General features: G+C 59.1%; 15 protein-coding genes. 14 read left to right on the plus strand and 1 reads right to left on the minus strand.

Annotation, left to right across the window (positions count from 1 at the left end):
- The first annotated feature begins 2 nt into the window (after positions 1 to 2).
- Entirely contained in the window at positions 3 to 653 is a 651-nt protein-coding gene (locus B3Q33_RS13895) for a Crp/Fnr family transcriptional regulator (RefSeq protein ID WP_286828156.1), read from the plus strand.
- A 137-nt stretch (positions 654 to 790) separates the two neighbouring features.
- Here B3Q33_RS13895 and B3Q33_RS13900 read toward each other — a convergent pair whose 3' ends face one another.
- Entirely contained in the window at positions 791 to 1237 is a 447-nt protein-coding gene (locus B3Q33_RS13900; RefSeq protein ID WP_272963480.1) for a universal stress protein, read from the minus strand.
- Positions 1238 to 1508: 271 nt separating this feature from the next.
- Here B3Q33_RS13900 and topA point away from each other — a divergent pair, with 271 nt between their 5' ends.
- The 13 genes from topA (at position 1509) to B3Q33_RS13965 (ending at position 14851) form a co-directional block, all read left to right on the plus strand.
- Positions 1509 to 4259, plus strand: coding sequence for a type I DNA topoisomerase (gene topA / locus B3Q33_RS13905; RefSeq protein WP_286828159.1), 2751 nt, complete (start codon positions 1509 to 1511; stop codon positions 4257 to 4259).
- A gap of 129 nt (positions 4260 to 4388) precedes the next feature.
- On the plus strand, positions 4389 to 4919 hold the full coding sequence (locus tag B3Q33_RS13910) for a hypothetical protein (protein WP_035247165.1): 531 nt from the start codon (positions 4389 to 4391) through the stop codon (positions 4917 to 4919).
- Positions 4920 to 5197: 278 nt separating this feature from the next.
- Positions 5198 to 5986, plus strand: coding sequence for an outer membrane lipoprotein-sorting protein (locus tag B3Q33_RS13915; RefSeq protein ID WP_272975332.1), 789 nt, complete (start codon positions 5198 to 5200; stop codon positions 5984 to 5986).
- Positions 5987 to 5988: 2 nt separating this feature from the next.
- Positions 5989 to 7272, plus strand: a complete 1284-nt coding sequence (locus B3Q33_RS13920) for a hypothetical protein (RefSeq protein WP_273008794.1) — start codon at positions 5989 to 5991, stop codon at positions 7270 to 7272.
- A 366-nt stretch (positions 7273 to 7638) separates the two neighbouring features.
- Positions 7639 to 8274 (plus strand): TetR/AcrR family transcriptional regulator, encoded by a 636-nt coding sequence (locus B3Q33_RS13925; RefSeq protein WP_273008793.1) that lies wholly within the window; start codon positions 7639 to 7641, stop codon positions 8272 to 8274.
- 127 nt (positions 8275 to 8401) lie between these two features.
- Positions 8402 to 8872 (plus strand): L,D-transpeptidase, encoded by a 471-nt coding sequence (locus tag B3Q33_RS13930; protein WP_273008792.1) that lies wholly within the window; start codon positions 8402 to 8404, stop codon positions 8870 to 8872.
- Between the two features lie 11 nt (positions 8873 to 8883).
- Positions 8884 to 9897 (plus strand): beta-N-acetylhexosaminidase, encoded by a 1014-nt coding sequence (nagZ, locus tag B3Q33_RS13935; RefSeq protein ID WP_273008791.1) that lies wholly within the window; start codon positions 8884 to 8886, stop codon positions 9895 to 9897.
- Between the two features lie 8 nt (positions 9898 to 9905).
- Positions 9906 to 11063, plus strand: coding sequence for a mechanosensitive ion channel family protein (locus tag B3Q33_RS13940; RefSeq protein ID WP_035247175.1), 1158 nt, complete (start codon positions 9906 to 9908; stop codon positions 11061 to 11063).
- On the plus strand, positions 11050 to 11616 hold the full coding sequence (locus B3Q33_RS13945; RefSeq protein ID WP_272963271.1) for a hypoxanthine-guanine phosphoribosyltransferase: 567 nt from the start codon (positions 11050 to 11052) through the stop codon (positions 11614 to 11616). Before B3Q33_RS13940 ends, B3Q33_RS13945 begins: the two co-directional genes overlap by 14 nt.
- 2 nt (positions 11617 to 11618) lie before the next feature.
- Complete coding sequence (locus B3Q33_RS13950; protein WP_273008790.1) at positions 11619 to 12359, plus strand: S-methyl-5'-thioinosine phosphorylase; 741 nt, start codon at positions 11619 to 11621, stop codon at positions 12357 to 12359.
- Between the two features lie 48 nt (positions 12360 to 12407).
- Entirely contained in the window at positions 12408 to 13433 is a 1026-nt protein-coding gene (locus B3Q33_RS13955; RefSeq protein ID WP_035247182.1) for a CNNM domain-containing protein, read from the plus strand.
- 32 nt (positions 13434 to 13465) lie between these two features.
- Positions 13466 to 14434, plus strand: a complete 969-nt coding sequence (gene cysK, locus B3Q33_RS13960) for a cysteine synthase A (protein WP_035247186.1) — start codon at positions 13466 to 13468, stop codon at positions 14432 to 14434.
- Between the two features lie 153 nt (positions 14435 to 14587).
- Positions 14588 to 14851, plus strand: coding sequence for a hypothetical protein (locus B3Q33_RS13965; RefSeq protein WP_273008789.1), 264 nt, complete (start codon positions 14588 to 14590; stop codon positions 14849 to 14851).
- Positions 14852 to 14958 lie beyond the last annotated feature (107 nt).

The following is a 14958-nucleotide window of genomic DNA, read 5'->3' on the forward strand; positions in this document are numbered from 1 at the left end:
AGATGGAGCAGGCCAATAATAATGACTTCGGCCAACAACGGATCCGGCAGCTGTTATCCGGTGTCCCGTTTTTCAATGAAATTGCCCGTGATGATCAAAGCGAATTTGCCCAGCTTGAGCATAATACCCGCCTTTGGGTAGCCGGTTCCGGTGACACTGTGATTCGTGCCGGGGATGTGGATTCCACCCTGTATTTCCTGCTGCGAGGGCAGCTTGAGGTGCTATCTGATACGACTGGAGACGCGCCGCTTTATTACGTATCGCCGGGGGAGGTTTTTGGTACTCTTTCCATGTTGCTCGGTACTCCCCGGAGCGCCACGATCAAGGTGTCAGAGACGGCCCGCGAAGCGGTATTGGTGAGCCTGGATTTCAATGAATTCAACGAGGATGACAGCCCTTATTCATTGAGTACCCGGCTGGCGTTCTTCCACATGATCGTTCACCACATCCGCTGGACCCTGGAAGTCAAACGTATGCAGTCGCCGGACCATGAGCTGGTCCAGTCCATGCGCAAGCTACCGGTGTTTCATGGAGAAAAAGGCACCCGGGAAGAACTGGCCGCCCTCAAGGTTCAGGCCCAGGGACTGGCGGAGCTGCTATGTCGCTGGAACGAGGAAGGGCCGGAAGGGACAGGGGCGTTGCAGCTCACTTGAAGGCAGTGAATAGTTAACAGTTTCGCGGAACAGGTTTTCTGTTTTGTGAACGTAAGAGGCCGCGTCCAGGGGATGGACGCGGCCTCTTACGTTTCAGTCAGGGATGCGCCGGCACGCACGCTATTAACTGTTAACTATTAACTGCCTTTCTGATCCACCTTAACCGCCAGCACATCACAATGCGCCCCCGGTACCAGGCCGCGGGCAGTTGAGCCCAGTAGCAGGGCCAGGCCGCTGCGGGTGTGGCTGCCTACCACGATCAGGTCGGCGTCCAGCTTGTCGGCCTGATCGAGGATGGTCTTCTCGATGGAACCCAGCTCCACATGGACATTATCGGCGGGTATCTGGTAACGGTCGGCATAGGTGTCGGCGGTTTCCCGGGCCTGTGTCATTAGCCCGCTTTGCAGGTCGGTCACATCCATGGGCACATCGGCGCCATAGGCCAGTGCCAGTGGCTCGATCACATGGATCAGATGCAACTCTCCGTCGTTGCCGGAGAGCACCCCGGCCGCCCGGGATAGCACCTGGGCAGACTCGTCACTGCAATCAATGGCGACCAGAATTCGGCGATAGGGGCTTGTCACGGTTCTCTCCCTGAAATGGTGTCTTTTCCGCAGTATAACGCTCTTTGGGCGGCTTGCCAGAACCTGTTTCTCACTGGGAGGGTTGCCCAAGACCCTCTCTCTGGTCTACTACTAAAAAAGGACGGTCGGTGACAGCAGAGCTTGACCCGGCCATACCGGCGCTGTCTAAATAGCGCCCGAAGAAGACTGGCGCCGCCTGTGTGACCGCCATATCGGGGCACTGTAGTCGGTGCGCTCTGTTCAACAAACCGCCGCCATTGAGAACCTGAGAATGGGAAAAACTCTTGTTATTGTGGAGTCGCCTGCCAAGGCCAAGACCATCAACCGCTACCTGGGCGACGACTTCGTAGTGAAGTCCAGCGTCGGCCACGTACGCGATCTGCCGGTCAGTGGTGGCTCCAAGAAGAGCACCCCTCAGGAACGCGCCAAGGAAGCGGCCTACACCCGCTCCCTGCCCAAGGAGGAGCGCGAAGCCTATAAAAAGAAGAAGGCCAAGGCCCAGTTGATCAACCGTATGGGCGTGGACCCGGAACACGGCTGGAAGGCCCATTACGAGATTCTTCCCGGCAAGGAAAAGGTGATTGATGAACTCAAACGTCTTGCCGCGAAAGCCGACCGCATCTATCTCGCAACGGATTTGGACCGCGAAGGGGAGGCGATTGCCTGGCACCTGCGGGAAGTGATCGGTGGTGACGATACCCGCTTTGACCGGGTGGTGTTCAACGAAATCACCAAGAAAGCCATCCAGGCCGCCTTCGAGCAGCCCGGCAAGCTGGACCTGAGCCGGGTGGAAGCCCAGCAGGCTCGCCGCTTCCTGGACCGGGTGGTGGGCTTCATGATCTCGCCGTTACTGTGGGAAAAGATTGCCCGTGGCCTGTCCGCCGGCCGGGTGCAGTCCGTCGCCGTGGAACTGGTGGTGGAGCGTGAGCGGGAAATCCGTGCCTTCATCCCGGAAGAATTCTGGGAAATGCACAGCGATACCCACAGCGAGCAGGGTGAAGCCCTGCGTCTGGAAGTGGCCAAACACAAGGGCGTGAACTTTCGCCCGGACAATGGTGACGACGCGGAGCAGCACCGCCAGGCGTTGCAGCAGGCCGGCACCCTCACCATCAGCCAGCGCGAGCAGCGACCCACCCGGTCGAAGCCTTCCGCACCCTTTATTACCTCCACCCTGCAGCAGGCAGCCAGCACCCGCCTCGGTTTCGGGGTGAAGAAGACGATGATGATGGCCCAGCGCCTTTATGAGGCCGGCCATATCACCTATATGCGTACCGATTCCACCAACCTGAGCAGTGATGCGGTAGCCGCCTGCCGGGAATGGATTGGCGAGAAGCTGGGTGACAAATACCTGCCCGAGAAGCCGCTGTCCTACAGCAGCAAGGAAGGCGCTCAGGAAGCTCACGAAGCGATCCGCCCCTCTGATGTGCGCCGCACTTCCGATTCTCTCAAGGATATGGAGCGTGATGCCCAGCGTCTGTACGAGCTGATTCGCCGTCAGTTCATTGCCTGTCAGATGCCGCCGGCGGAGTACCTGAGCTCCACGCTCACCGCCACCGGCAATGACTACGAGTTGAAGGCCAAGGGTCGCATCATGAAATTCGACGGTTGGACCCGTATCCAGCCGCCGGCCTCGCGCAAGGGCCAGGAAGATACCCTGCTGCCGGATGTGAAAGAAGGCGACACACTGACCATCAATCAGGTGGACATCGATCAGCATTTCACCAAACCGCCGGCACGCTTCACTGAGGCCAGCCTGGTGAAAGAGCTCGAGAAACGCGGCATCGGGCGCCCATCAACCTATGCAGCGATCATCTCCACCATCCAGGATCGTGGTTATGTGCGCCAGGATAACCGCCGTTTCTATGCGGAAAAGATGGGCGATATCGTCACCGACCGGCTGACGGAAAGCTTCCCCAATCTGATGGATTACAGCTTTACCGCCCGGATGGAAGAAACCCTGGATGAAATCGCCGAGGGCCGCCGCAACTGGCAGGATGTGCTCGACGATTTCTATCGCGATTTCGTGGGCAAACTGGAAGCCGCCCAGGGCGAGGGTAGTGGCAAGCAGGCCATCGGTGGTATGCGCGCCAACCTGCCCACCGACACTGACATTGATTGCCCCAAGTGCGGGCGTCCCATGCAGATTCGCACCGGCTCAACCGGGGTCTTCCTGGGCTGCTCGGGCTACAGCTTGCCGCCGAAGGAGCGTTGCACCGCCACCCTGAATCTGCTGCCGGGCGAAGAAGCCGAGTCGGTCAATGCCGATGACGAGGAAGCGGAAGCCAAGGAACTGCGCAACAAGAAGCGTTGCCAGAAGTGCGGCACGGCCATGGAAAACTACCTGATCGACGAAAAGCGCAAGCTGCACATCTGCGGTAATAACCCGGACTGTGACGGCTACGTGATCGAGAAGGGCGAGTTCCGCATCAAGGGCTACGATGGCCCGGTGCTGGAGTGTGAAAAGTGTAGTCACGAGATGCAGTTGCGCACCGGCCGTTTTGGTAAGTTCTTCAAGTGCACCAACGAAGAGTGCGGAAATACGCGCAAACTGCTCAAGAGTGGCGAGCCGGCACCGCCGCGGGCGGACCCGATTCCCATGCCGCACCTCAAGTGCGAAAAATACGATGACGACCACTATCTGCTGCGCGACGGTGCTTCCGGCCTGTTCATGGCGGCGAGCAAGTTCCCGAAAAACCGGGAAACCCGGCCACCGCTGATTCTGGAAATCCAGAGTGTTGCCGAGCAGCTCGATCCCAAGCACAAGTACCTGGCCGAGGCGCCAGCGAAAGACCCGGACGGCAATCCCGGGGTGCTGCGCTACAGCCGCAAGGCCAAAGAGCAGTACGTGATGAGCGAGATCGACGGCAAAGCCACTGGCTGGATGGCCTTCTATCGGGACGGCAAATGGGTCGAGGAACAGACCAAAAAGGCCCCGGCGAAGAAAAAAGCCGCCGCGAAGAAGAAAGCGGCAGCTAAAAAGAAGGCCCCGGCAAAGAAAAAGGCCGCCACCAAGAAATCCTGACCGCCGTTATTTGTAGGAGCTATGCTTGCATGGCGAACCGGCTCGCGACGGCCATGTTTTTTCGCCATGCGAGCATAGCTCCTACGGTCAGGTTAATCCGTTATACCCATAGTATCTGCGAGTCTTCTCATGTCCCGAATGGTCCGAGAAAATGCCGTCAGTGGTCTGCGTGAGCGGATCTACTTTGCTCAGGCCCTGCTGCGCCAGCTCACCCGTGAACAGGCGGGTGCGGTGCCTGCGGTACGCCTGGCCCTGCGCGGTGCCGTGGTATTTCATCTTTATTCGGCGCTGGTCGGTCTGGCTCGCCAGTCTGCCAGCACTTATCAGGTAGCTGGTGCCGACCATTTGTTCAGCCTGGCCGCCCTGGTTCAGGCGTTTCGTGACTCTGAAGTGGAAGCACCGGAAATGGCCATCCTCGGCCAGGCACTGGCCGACCGCGCAGACCTGATCGCCTGGCTGGACGGTGAGATGCAGAACGCCATGGGCGCTGCCGGCCTGGCCCGCCGCCCAACCCCACCCAGCGACGCCAACGCCCTCAACCTGATGGCGGAAGACCGCTATGCCCCCCTGGCAGAAGGCGACATGGAGCGCCTGAGCAACGCCATCCAGCGGGTCAGCGAGCTGGTGGAGCATTGTGTGGGGTATCTGGAAGAGTGGTGAGGGGGGCAATGGATAATTGAGAATGGATAATTGATAAGGCGCGATCCACATTCTCTGCTTTTAAAACGTCAGAGGCCGCGCCTAAGCTATGAACGCGGCCTCTGACATACAAGACATTTGCTCGCTTTCCCGCGCAGTTATCAATTATCCATTCTCAATTATCAATTGCCTTTTTTTGTCCTCTTCAGCATCCCCCTTTCCGTTATCCTCCCTATCATGGTAAACACACTGTTACCCATAGCGGTGTGATCAACACGACAACCAAACCGAGGTTCACCATGAAAGTTCGCCTGCTGCTGGCCGGCCTGGCTCTGGCCTGTGCCGTTCCTGTTCTCCACGCCCAGACGCCGGAAGAGAAAGGCCTGGAAATTGCCCGTGAAGCGGATCGTCGCGGGGAAGGGTTTGGTGACTTTCAGGCGGACATGCGCATGGTGCTGATCACCCAGCGCGGCGATACCTCGGAGCGGGAGCTGCGGGTCAGTACCCTGGAAGGGACGGGCGAGGAGGGTGACAAGAGCCTGACCATCTTCGATACCCCTCGCGATGTGCGTGGCACCGCCTTGCTCACCTACAGTTACAAGACCGGTGATGATGATCAGTGGCTGTATCTTCCTGCCCTGCGCCGGGTGAAGACCATCGCCTCGCGCAACAAGTCCGGCCCTTTCATGGGCAGCGAATTCAGCTTTGAGGACATGCGTGGCCAGGAAGTGGAGAAGTACACCTACAAATACCTGCGCGACGAGCCCTGCGGCGAGCTGACCTGCTTTGTCATGGAGCGGTATCCCACCGATGAGAATTCCGGCTACACCAAGCAGATCGCCTGGATCGACCAGAAGGAGTATCGGACCTGGAAAGTGGAGTACTACGACCGCAAGGAAAGCCACCTGAAAACGCTCACCATGAGTGACTTCGCCCGGTACCAGGACAAATTCTGGCAGCCCGGCAAGATGGCCATGGTCAATCACCAGACCGGCAAGGCCACCGACTTGTTCTGGAGCAACTACCGCTACGACACCGGTCTGAGCGAAGCGGACTTCAACCAGAACAGCCTGAAACGGGCCCGTTGATCGTGCTGTTGCGACAAACCCTGGTGGTATTGCTGGTGCTGCCTAGCCTGGCCGCTGGCTGGGAGTTTCGTGGCGAAACCGGCCTGGAAGGACGTTATTTCACCCAGGCTTCTCCTTACGAGGCGGCGGACTATTCAACCAATAGTTCCCTGTATCTGAAAGGCGAGGTCTTCCACGAGTGGAACAACCGGGACGACCAGTTCATCTTTATTCCCTATGCGCGGGTTGACGAAAACGATAGCGAGCGCACCCATGCAGATATCCGCGAGCTGTCCTGGATTCACGTGGGTAGCGGCTGGGAATCCCGGGTAGGGATTCGCAAGGTGTTCTGGGGCGTCACGGAAGGGCGTCACCTGGTGGATATCATCAACCAGACCGACCTGGTGGACCAGGTGGATGGCGAGGAAAAGCTCGGCCAGCCCATGCTGAACCTGTCCACGGTACGTGACTGGGGTATCGTCGACCTGTTCGTGCTGCCGGGCTTTCGTGAGCGTACCTACGCCGGGGAAGAGGGCAGACCGCGTACACCGTTGCCGGTGTCCGACCATGCTCGTTACGAATCCGGTGCCGAAGACAAGCGCGTGGATGTGGCATTCCGCTACCAGCAGTATTTCAATAATGGCTTGGAGCTGGCCCTCTCCCATTTCTCCGGCACCAGCCGCGAGCCATTACTGCTTCCGGAAGCGCTCAGCCCCCAGCAGTTGCAAAGCCTGCTGCTCACCGGCAGCTTGCCCGCCGGCAGCGATCCGGAGCTGGTACCGCTGTATAACGTGATTGACCAGACCGGCCTGGAGCTGCAATACCTGAACAACGGCTGGCTGTGGAAGCTGGAAGCCATTACCCGCTCCGGGCAGGGGGATCGCTTTACCGCGCTGGATGGCGGCTTCGAATATACCCAGGTGGGCGTCCTCGACAGTGCCGCGGACTTGGGCTGGCTGCTCGAATACCTGTGGGAAGATCGGGATGAGTTACTGGCGTCGCCTTTCCAGGATGATGTCCTGTTGGCGACCCGATTCACCTTCAACGATGTGGCGTCTACGGAGATTCTCGCCGGTGTGATCTACGATCTGGAGAATGACGAGAAGGCCATCAACCTGGAATCCAGCCGCCGCTTCGGCAATAACCTCAAGGCCAGCCTGGAGGCCCGCTTTTATACTGATACTGCGAAACCTCTCTCCGCCTCGGAACTGTACCTGTCAGCCCTGCAGGGCAGGGCGGAAAATCCGGGCCTGAGCCCGGTCAGCCGCTCGGACTTCATCCAGGCGGAAGTGGTGTATTACTTCTGAGTTCCCGGTATTCGCGTCGCTGGCGGCACGATTTGCTGGGCTTGGTCAAAAGCAGTTTCACCACAGAGGGCACAGAGGTCACTGAGTGAAAACAGGATTGCTCGGTGGGTTTTGTGCCACTGTGTGAAATCCTGGCGGCTCGGGCGATCTCGCTTTACGGGTCTGGTGGGTACCGCGCTTTTTCAACGATGCCTATCTCATCAGCGCTGAGGCTGGGCATAGCGCTGTCTTTTTCTCAGTGACCTCTGTGCCCTCTGTGGTGAAATCGCTTTTCCGTCTACGGCGGCGTCTCCGAAACCACCCCTTGACCGCCTTCACACCCAAACGTATGTTTGAAACGTATGTTTTGAACACAGGGCAGGGCGCATGGCACAGGCGGGCACGGTAGACCGGATTCTGGATACCGCAGAGGTATTGTTTGCCCAGAAGGGCTTTGCGGAGACCAGCCTGCGTGCTATTACCAGCAAGGCCGGAGTGAACCTGGCCGCGGTGAACTACCATTTTGGTTCCAAGGAAGCACTGATACAGGCGGTATTCGAGCGCTTCCTGACGCCGTTCAGTGCGGCACTCGGTGCCAAGCTGGATGAAATGGAAGCGACCGGCACCCCGGACACGCCGGAAAACGTGCTCGGCATCGTGTTTCGTCTGGCCCTGGGCACCCACCCGGAAGACCCGCAGCGCGCCGCCATCTTCTTTCGTCTCTCCGGGCAGGCCTACAGTCAGCCTCAGGGGCACTTGCGTGACTATCTGCACACACACTACGGCGCCGTCTTTAGACGCCTGCAGGAGCACTTACAGCGAGCGGTGCCGAGCGTACCGCCCATGGAATTGTTCTGGCGCGTTCAATTCAGTCTGGGCGCCGTGATCTTTACCCTGTCCGGCATGCAGTCCCTGCAGGCTATCAGCAAGGCCGATTTCAACCTGGATGTGAGCACCGCGGATATCACCCGGCGGCTGCTGCCGTTTCTGGTCGGAGGCATCCAGGCCGATGTACCGGAATAACCCGCTTTTCTGTAGGAGCTATGCTTGCATGGCGAACTGAGCGTAGCGAAGGTAATGTTCTAGCTGGCTGATCCCTGCGGCCAAACGGTTTTTCGCCCTTCAAGCATAGCGCCTACAAAAGGATGGTATGGAACTGATCATCAACCTCTCTGAACAATGGCTGGAACTGCGCGGTGAGCGCACCGAGCGTTTTCCCGTGTCCACCGCCCGCAACGGGGCAGGGCAGGCCATGGGCAGCGAAGCCACGCCGCTGGGTCAGCATCTGATAAGGGCCCGTTTCGGCGACGGTCTACCGGAAGGTGCGGTGTTCAGCGGGCGCAAATTCTCTGGAGAGATCTGCGATGCGGCCAGGGTCCGTGAGCATCCGCAACGGGATTGGGTACTCACCCGCATCCTCTGGCTGGGGGGCATGGAACCCGGCCACAATCTGGGCGGTGACGTGGATAGTTTCCGACGCTTTATTTATATTCACGGCACACCCGACAGTGAGCCCATGGGGACGCCTGCCTCCCATGGCTGCATACGCATGCGCAATGCGGATATGATTCGCGTCTTCGATCAAGTGCCTGTGGGCGCCGCTGTCACCATTACCGAATAACCAGGATTGCCATGCCATCCGTTTCCCCCCTGCTGATGCTCGATCTGGAAGGTCTCCAGGTCAGCGATGTGGAGAAAGACTTGCTCAGCCACCCGGGTACCGGTGGGCTGATTCTCTTTACCCGTAACTACCAGGACCGGCAGCAGCTTGCTGAGCTGGTTCGCCAGATTCGCGCGGTACGGCCAGAGATACTGATCGCCGTAGACCAGGAAGGGGGGCGCGTACAGCGTTTCCGTGACGGGTTCGTGCGCCTGCCGCCCATGGCCGCCCTGGGGCGTCGTTACGACCAGACCCCGCAGTTAGCGATGGCGGAAGCCTCCCTGGTCGGTGAGCTGATGGCCTCTGAGCTGACCGAGCTGGATATTGATCTCAGCTTTGCGCCGGTGCTGGACCTGGACTACGGCACCAGCACGGTAATCGGTGACCGCAGCTTCCATGGCGATGCGGATGCCATGATCGCCCTGGCCGGTGCCTTTATCGACGGCATGAGCGCCGCCGGCATGGCAGCCACTGGCAAGCACTTCCCCGGCCACGGCCACGTGGTAGCGGATTCCCATCTGGAGTTGCCGGTGGACCCACGCCCGCTGGCCGAAATCGAAGCGGCGGACTTGCGGCCTTTTGTGGCGCTGGCACAAAAGCTGGACGGCATCATGCCTGCCCACGTGATCTACAGCGCGGTAGAAAACCAGACCGCCGGTTTTTCCCGCTACTGGCTGCAGACCCGCTTGCGCGAGCAAATGGGTTTTCGCGGCGTGATCTTCTCCGATGACCTGTCCATGGCCGGTGCCCACGGCGTGGGCGGCTATGCGGAGCGGGCCCGGGCGGCGCTGGCAGCCGGTTGCGATATGGTGCTGGCCTGCAACAACCGCACAGGGGCTGAAGAGGTGCTGGATTTCCTTGCCGGCACTCCCTTCAGCGGCCAGGTGCCGGCCAGCGGCCTGCGCGCCCGTCCGCGTCGCCCCATGGAAACCACCAAACGACACGCTGCCACGGAGCTGGCGGCGGCATTGACTGAACCTCGCTAAGGACTCACATGAACTGGGACTGGAACCAACTGCTGCAATGGCCGAACGTGGAGACCCCCACGGATATCTGGCTGACTCAATTGTTCATCATCGTACTGTGTACGGTGTCGGTGAACTTCATCCTGATGCGCGTCATCGATGTGCTTGACCGGTTGATCAACAAGACGGAAACCCTGTGGGACGATGCTCTGCTGGAAGCAGCGCGGATTCCGCTGCGGCTGGTGTTCTGGGTCATTGGTTTGTCGATCTCCGTGGAGCTGCTGCAGGCAGTGACCGAGCAAGCCAATGAACTGTTCGACCTGGCTCCCAAAGTCCGTCAGATCGCCTTCATCATCATCATTGCCATGTTCCTTAACCGGTTTATCTCCTACACGGAGAAAAATCTGATCGACGCCTCGCGCATGCGTAAACCCATGGACAAGTCCACCGCCGCGGCGGTAGCTAAATTGCTGCGGGTGTCGGTGATCATCACTTCCTTGCTGATCATCCTGCAGACCATGGGCTACAGCGTGTCGGGGGTGCTGGCTTTCGGCGGTATCGGTGGCATGGCGGTGGCCTTTGCCGCCAAGGATCTGCTCGCCAACTTCTTCGGCGGCATGATGGTCTACCTGGACAAGCCGTTTCGGATCGGGGACTGGGTGCGGTCACCGGACCGTTCTATCGAAGGTACCGTGGAGCATATCGGCTGGCGGCTGACCTGTATCCGCACCTTTGACCAGCGTCCGTTGTATATCCCCAATGCCATGTTCACCACGGTGGTGCTGGAAAACCCGTCACGCATGTTTAATCGTCGTATCAACGAGAAGATCGGTATCCGCTATGACGACTGGCAGAAAATGCCGGGCATTGTGGCGGAAGTGAAACAGATGCTGATCGACCACGAAGAGCTGGAAACCGACAGCCGTACCCTGATCGTCAACTTCGACAGCTATGGCGCGTCGCACCTGGAGTTCTTTATCTACACCTTCACCAAGACCACCCAGTGGGTGCGTTACCATGAGATCAAGCAGGATGTGCTGATGAAAATCATGGCCATCGTCAACGAGCACGGGGCGGAGTTTGCCTTCCCCACTCGCACCCTGCATCTTGTCAGCCACAACGACGATCATCCCGCCACGGGTCTGGAAAACGACAACACTGAGGACGCACAGCATGTCCATCGCTGAGGAGCTGCAACAGGAACTGATGCGGGTACGCCGCGAGGCCATCGAGCTGCATTCTGCCGATCAGGTTCAGGAAGCCATCGCCAAGCTGGCCTTCGCGGTCACCGAAGCTTACTCGGGCAAGGTGCCGGTGATGCTGACCATCATGAACGGGGGGATGATCTTCGCTGCCGAGTTGGTCAAGCGCCTGGATATTCCGCTGGAGATGGATTACCTGCACGCCAGTCGTTATCTGGGGGAAACCAGTGGCGGCGATGTGGAGTGGATTGTCACCCCCAATGCCAGCCTGGCCGGGCGGGATGTGCTGATTGTGGATGACATTCTTGATGTGGGTACCACCTTGCTGTCCATCATCGACGCCTGCAAGGCTCAGGGTGCTGCCTCGGTGAAGACCTGTGTGCTGGTGGACAAGCAGCATGACCGCAAGGCAAAGCCGGGCCTGAAAGCCGACTTCACGGCCCTGGACGCGGCGGATTATTATCTTTTCGGCATGGGTATGGACTACAAGGGTTTCTGGCGTAATGCGCCGGGGATCTACGCGGTAAAGGAACACTGAGTATGTTGGCGTTTATTGGCGGCACCGGTCTTACGCGCATGAATAATCTGCGCATCATCCGCAGACAGGCGATTTCCACCCGCTTTGGCGATCCGTCCGCTGCGGTAGTGGAAGGGGAGCTGGATGGCCAGAACGTGCTGTTCCTGGCCCGCCATGGCGACCCCCATGTACTGCTGCCTCATCAGGTGAACTATCGGGCCAATATGACGGCCCTGAAAGAGGCGGGTGCCACCGCCATTGTGGCGGTGAACGCGGTAGGCGGCATCACCGCCCAGGCCCCCACCGGCGCCCTGGTGTTGCCCGACCAGATTATCGACTACACCTGGGGCCGAGAGATGACTCTGTTCGACGACCCGGCGGAGCCGCTGGTGCACGTGGACTTCAGCTGGCCGTTCGATAGCGCTTTGCGCAATAGCCTGAAGGAAAAACTGGCTGCGTCGGAGCTGAAATGGAACGACGGCGGCTGCTATGCGGCTACTCAGGGACCACGGCTGGAAACCGCCGCAGAAATCATTCGCCTGGAGCGTGACGGTTGCGACATCGTCGGTATGACCGGCATGCCCGAAGCGGTGCTGGCCCGGGAGTTGGCATTGCCCTATGCCATGCTGTCGCTGGTGGTGAATCCGGCAGCGGGCAAATCAAGCCATGAGATCACCATGGCGGAAATCGAAGCTGTCATTCACGATGGCATGGCCAATGTGTGCCGGGTGTTGATGGATTTTGCCGGTGGCTACACCGCCTGATTATCACGGCCGCTGCCGAGCAGCGGCTTTTGGAAGGAGCTTCGCACAGTGACCCTGCTGATCATCTTCGCCGCCGTCTCCATCGGCTTTTCCTTTCTTTGCTCGATTCTGGAAGCGGCATTACTGTCGATTACGCCGAGTTTCATCGCCGGCCTGCGGGAAACACGGCCCAAGCTCTATGAGACGCTCCGTTCCTACAAGGACGATATCGACAAACCCCTGTCCGCCATTCTTACCCTCAATACGGTCGCCCATACCGTAGGGGCTACCGGGGTCGGCGCCCAGGTGGCGGTGGTGTTTGGCGAAGCCTGGCTCGGCGCGGCCTCCGCGGTGATGACCCTGGCCATTCTGGTGTTGTCGGAAATTATCCCCAAAACCATTGGGGCGAAATACTGGCGCGCTCTGGCGCCCATGCTGCCGCCGGTTCTGCAGTTCATCATGATCGCTCTGATGCCCTTTGTGTGGCTGTCCAAGCTGATTACCAGCCGCATTGGTGGTGGCGAGCACGATGTGGACGTGCGGGCGGAAATCCGCGCCCTGGCTGACATGGGCAAGGATCAGGATGCTCTGGACGACAACGAATTCCAGGTGATCCAGAACGTCCTGCGCCTGCACGACATCAAGGTCGGCACCATCATGACCCCGCGCACGGTTTGTCGCACGGTGACCCCGGAGATGACCGTGGCCGAATTTCTGGAAAAAGAGAAAGACCAGCCTTTTTCCCGCTTCCCGGTGATGACGGAGAAGGGCGAGGGCAAAGGCTATATCCACAAATCCGACCTGCTGGGCTGCAACCCGGAGCAGACCATGAGCGTACTGGCCCACGAAGTGCCTCTGGTCCATACCGGGATGGGGATCGACAAGCTGTTTCACGCCATGTTGGCCCAGCGCCAGCACATGGCGGTGGTCTATGACGAGCACGGCACCTGGGTAGGGCTGATCACGTTGGAAGATATTCTGGAAAGTATTCTCGGCCGTGAGATCATGGATGAAACCGATCACGTGGCAGACCTGCGACTCTATGCCCGCCAGCGCTGGAGCCGGCGGTTGAAAAAGCAGGAAAAGCCACAATAGGAAGTAACAAGCCAGATTGAGGAGAAGCAACCATGACGGAGATCTACAAGGACAACAGCGAAACCATTGGCAAGACCCCGCTGGTGCAAATCAACCGCATTAGCCAGGGAAAAATTCTCGCCAAGCTGGAATCACGCAACCCGGCGGGTAGCGTGAAATGTCGTATTGGCAGCTCCATGATCTGGGACGCGGAAAAGAGCGGCAAACTGAAACCCGGCATGACCCTGGTGGAACCCACCAGCGGCAACACCGGTATTGCCCTGGCTTACGTGGCAGCGGCGCGGGGGTACGACCTGACCCTGACCATGCCCGACACCATGAGCCTGGAGCGGCGTAAAATCCTTAAGGCTCTGGGCGCCAAGCTGGTGCTTACACCCGGCGCCAAAGGCATGCCTGGAGCTATTGCCAAAGCCGAGGAACTGGTCAGCGAGAATCCGGACACGTTCCTGATGCTGCAGCAATTCAACAACCCGGCCAATCCGGAAATCCACGAGAAAACCACCGGCCCGGAAATCTGGGATGCGACCGGTGGCGATATTGACGTCCTGGTGAGTGGTGTGGGCACTGGTGGCACTATCACCGGGGTATCGCGCTACATCAAGAACCAGAAGGGCAAGGCCATTACCTCCATTGCCGTAGAGCCGGATTCCTCCACCATGATCAGCGCAGCCCTGAAAGGGGATGAGCCCACCCATGGCCCGCACAAGATCCAGGGCATCGGTGCCGGCTTTGTGCCGAAGAACTTGGATCTGTCTGTGGTGGATCGTTGTGAGCAAGTGAGCAACGAAGACGCCATGGCATGGGCCCACAAACTGATGCAGGAAGAGGGCATTCTTGCTGGCATCTCCTGCGGGGCAGCCATGTGTGTGGCGGACCGTATCAGCCAGCTGCCGGAATTCGAGGGCAAGACCATTGTGGTGGTACTGCCAGACTCCGGCGAACGCTACCTGACCTCCCCGTTGTTTGCGGATATGTTCAGTGACCAGGAGCTGAACCAGTAGGGCCCGGCTTGCTGGCGATCTTCACCCTGCGATGGTCGCCAGCCGCAACGCTGGCGGGCTTTGCCCGCCGGCGCTGTACAGCGCTGGCCCTGTGCCGTATAAATGCAAATTATTGAGTTAAGAAAACCGTTGGCAAAGCGGTCTGGGGGAAGCATGAAAGCATCAATATTGTTGTTGGGCAGCCTGGTTTTACTGGCCGGTTGCTATGGAGATAGTAGTGATGTGAGCCGTAGCGGTGAGGTGGAAAACCGCCCGGCACTGGGCCAGCAGCAGCCAGCTGCACGGCTGGTACCCGCCGACCAACAGATGGCCAGTGGTCGTTACCGCACTGATATTCAGGTCGCCAACGGCGCCCAGCCGGTATCCTCCAGCAGTGAAAATTACACCACCACTGCGGAAGTCTCCGTGATCCGCTAATCACCAAACCCGAATCCTCCCACGCTCTTTTTGGGCGGATCAGCCGTCGGCGACATTCACCGTTCAACTGCGATGGCCTCAGCCTCTGATCCCCGCTATCCTTGCGG

It is taken from the genome of Alcanivorax sp. UBA3183, assembly GCF_002364155.1.
Lineage (GTDB): Bacteria > Pseudomonadota > Gammaproteobacteria > Pseudomonadales > Alcanivoracaceae > Alcanivorax > Alcanivorax jadensis.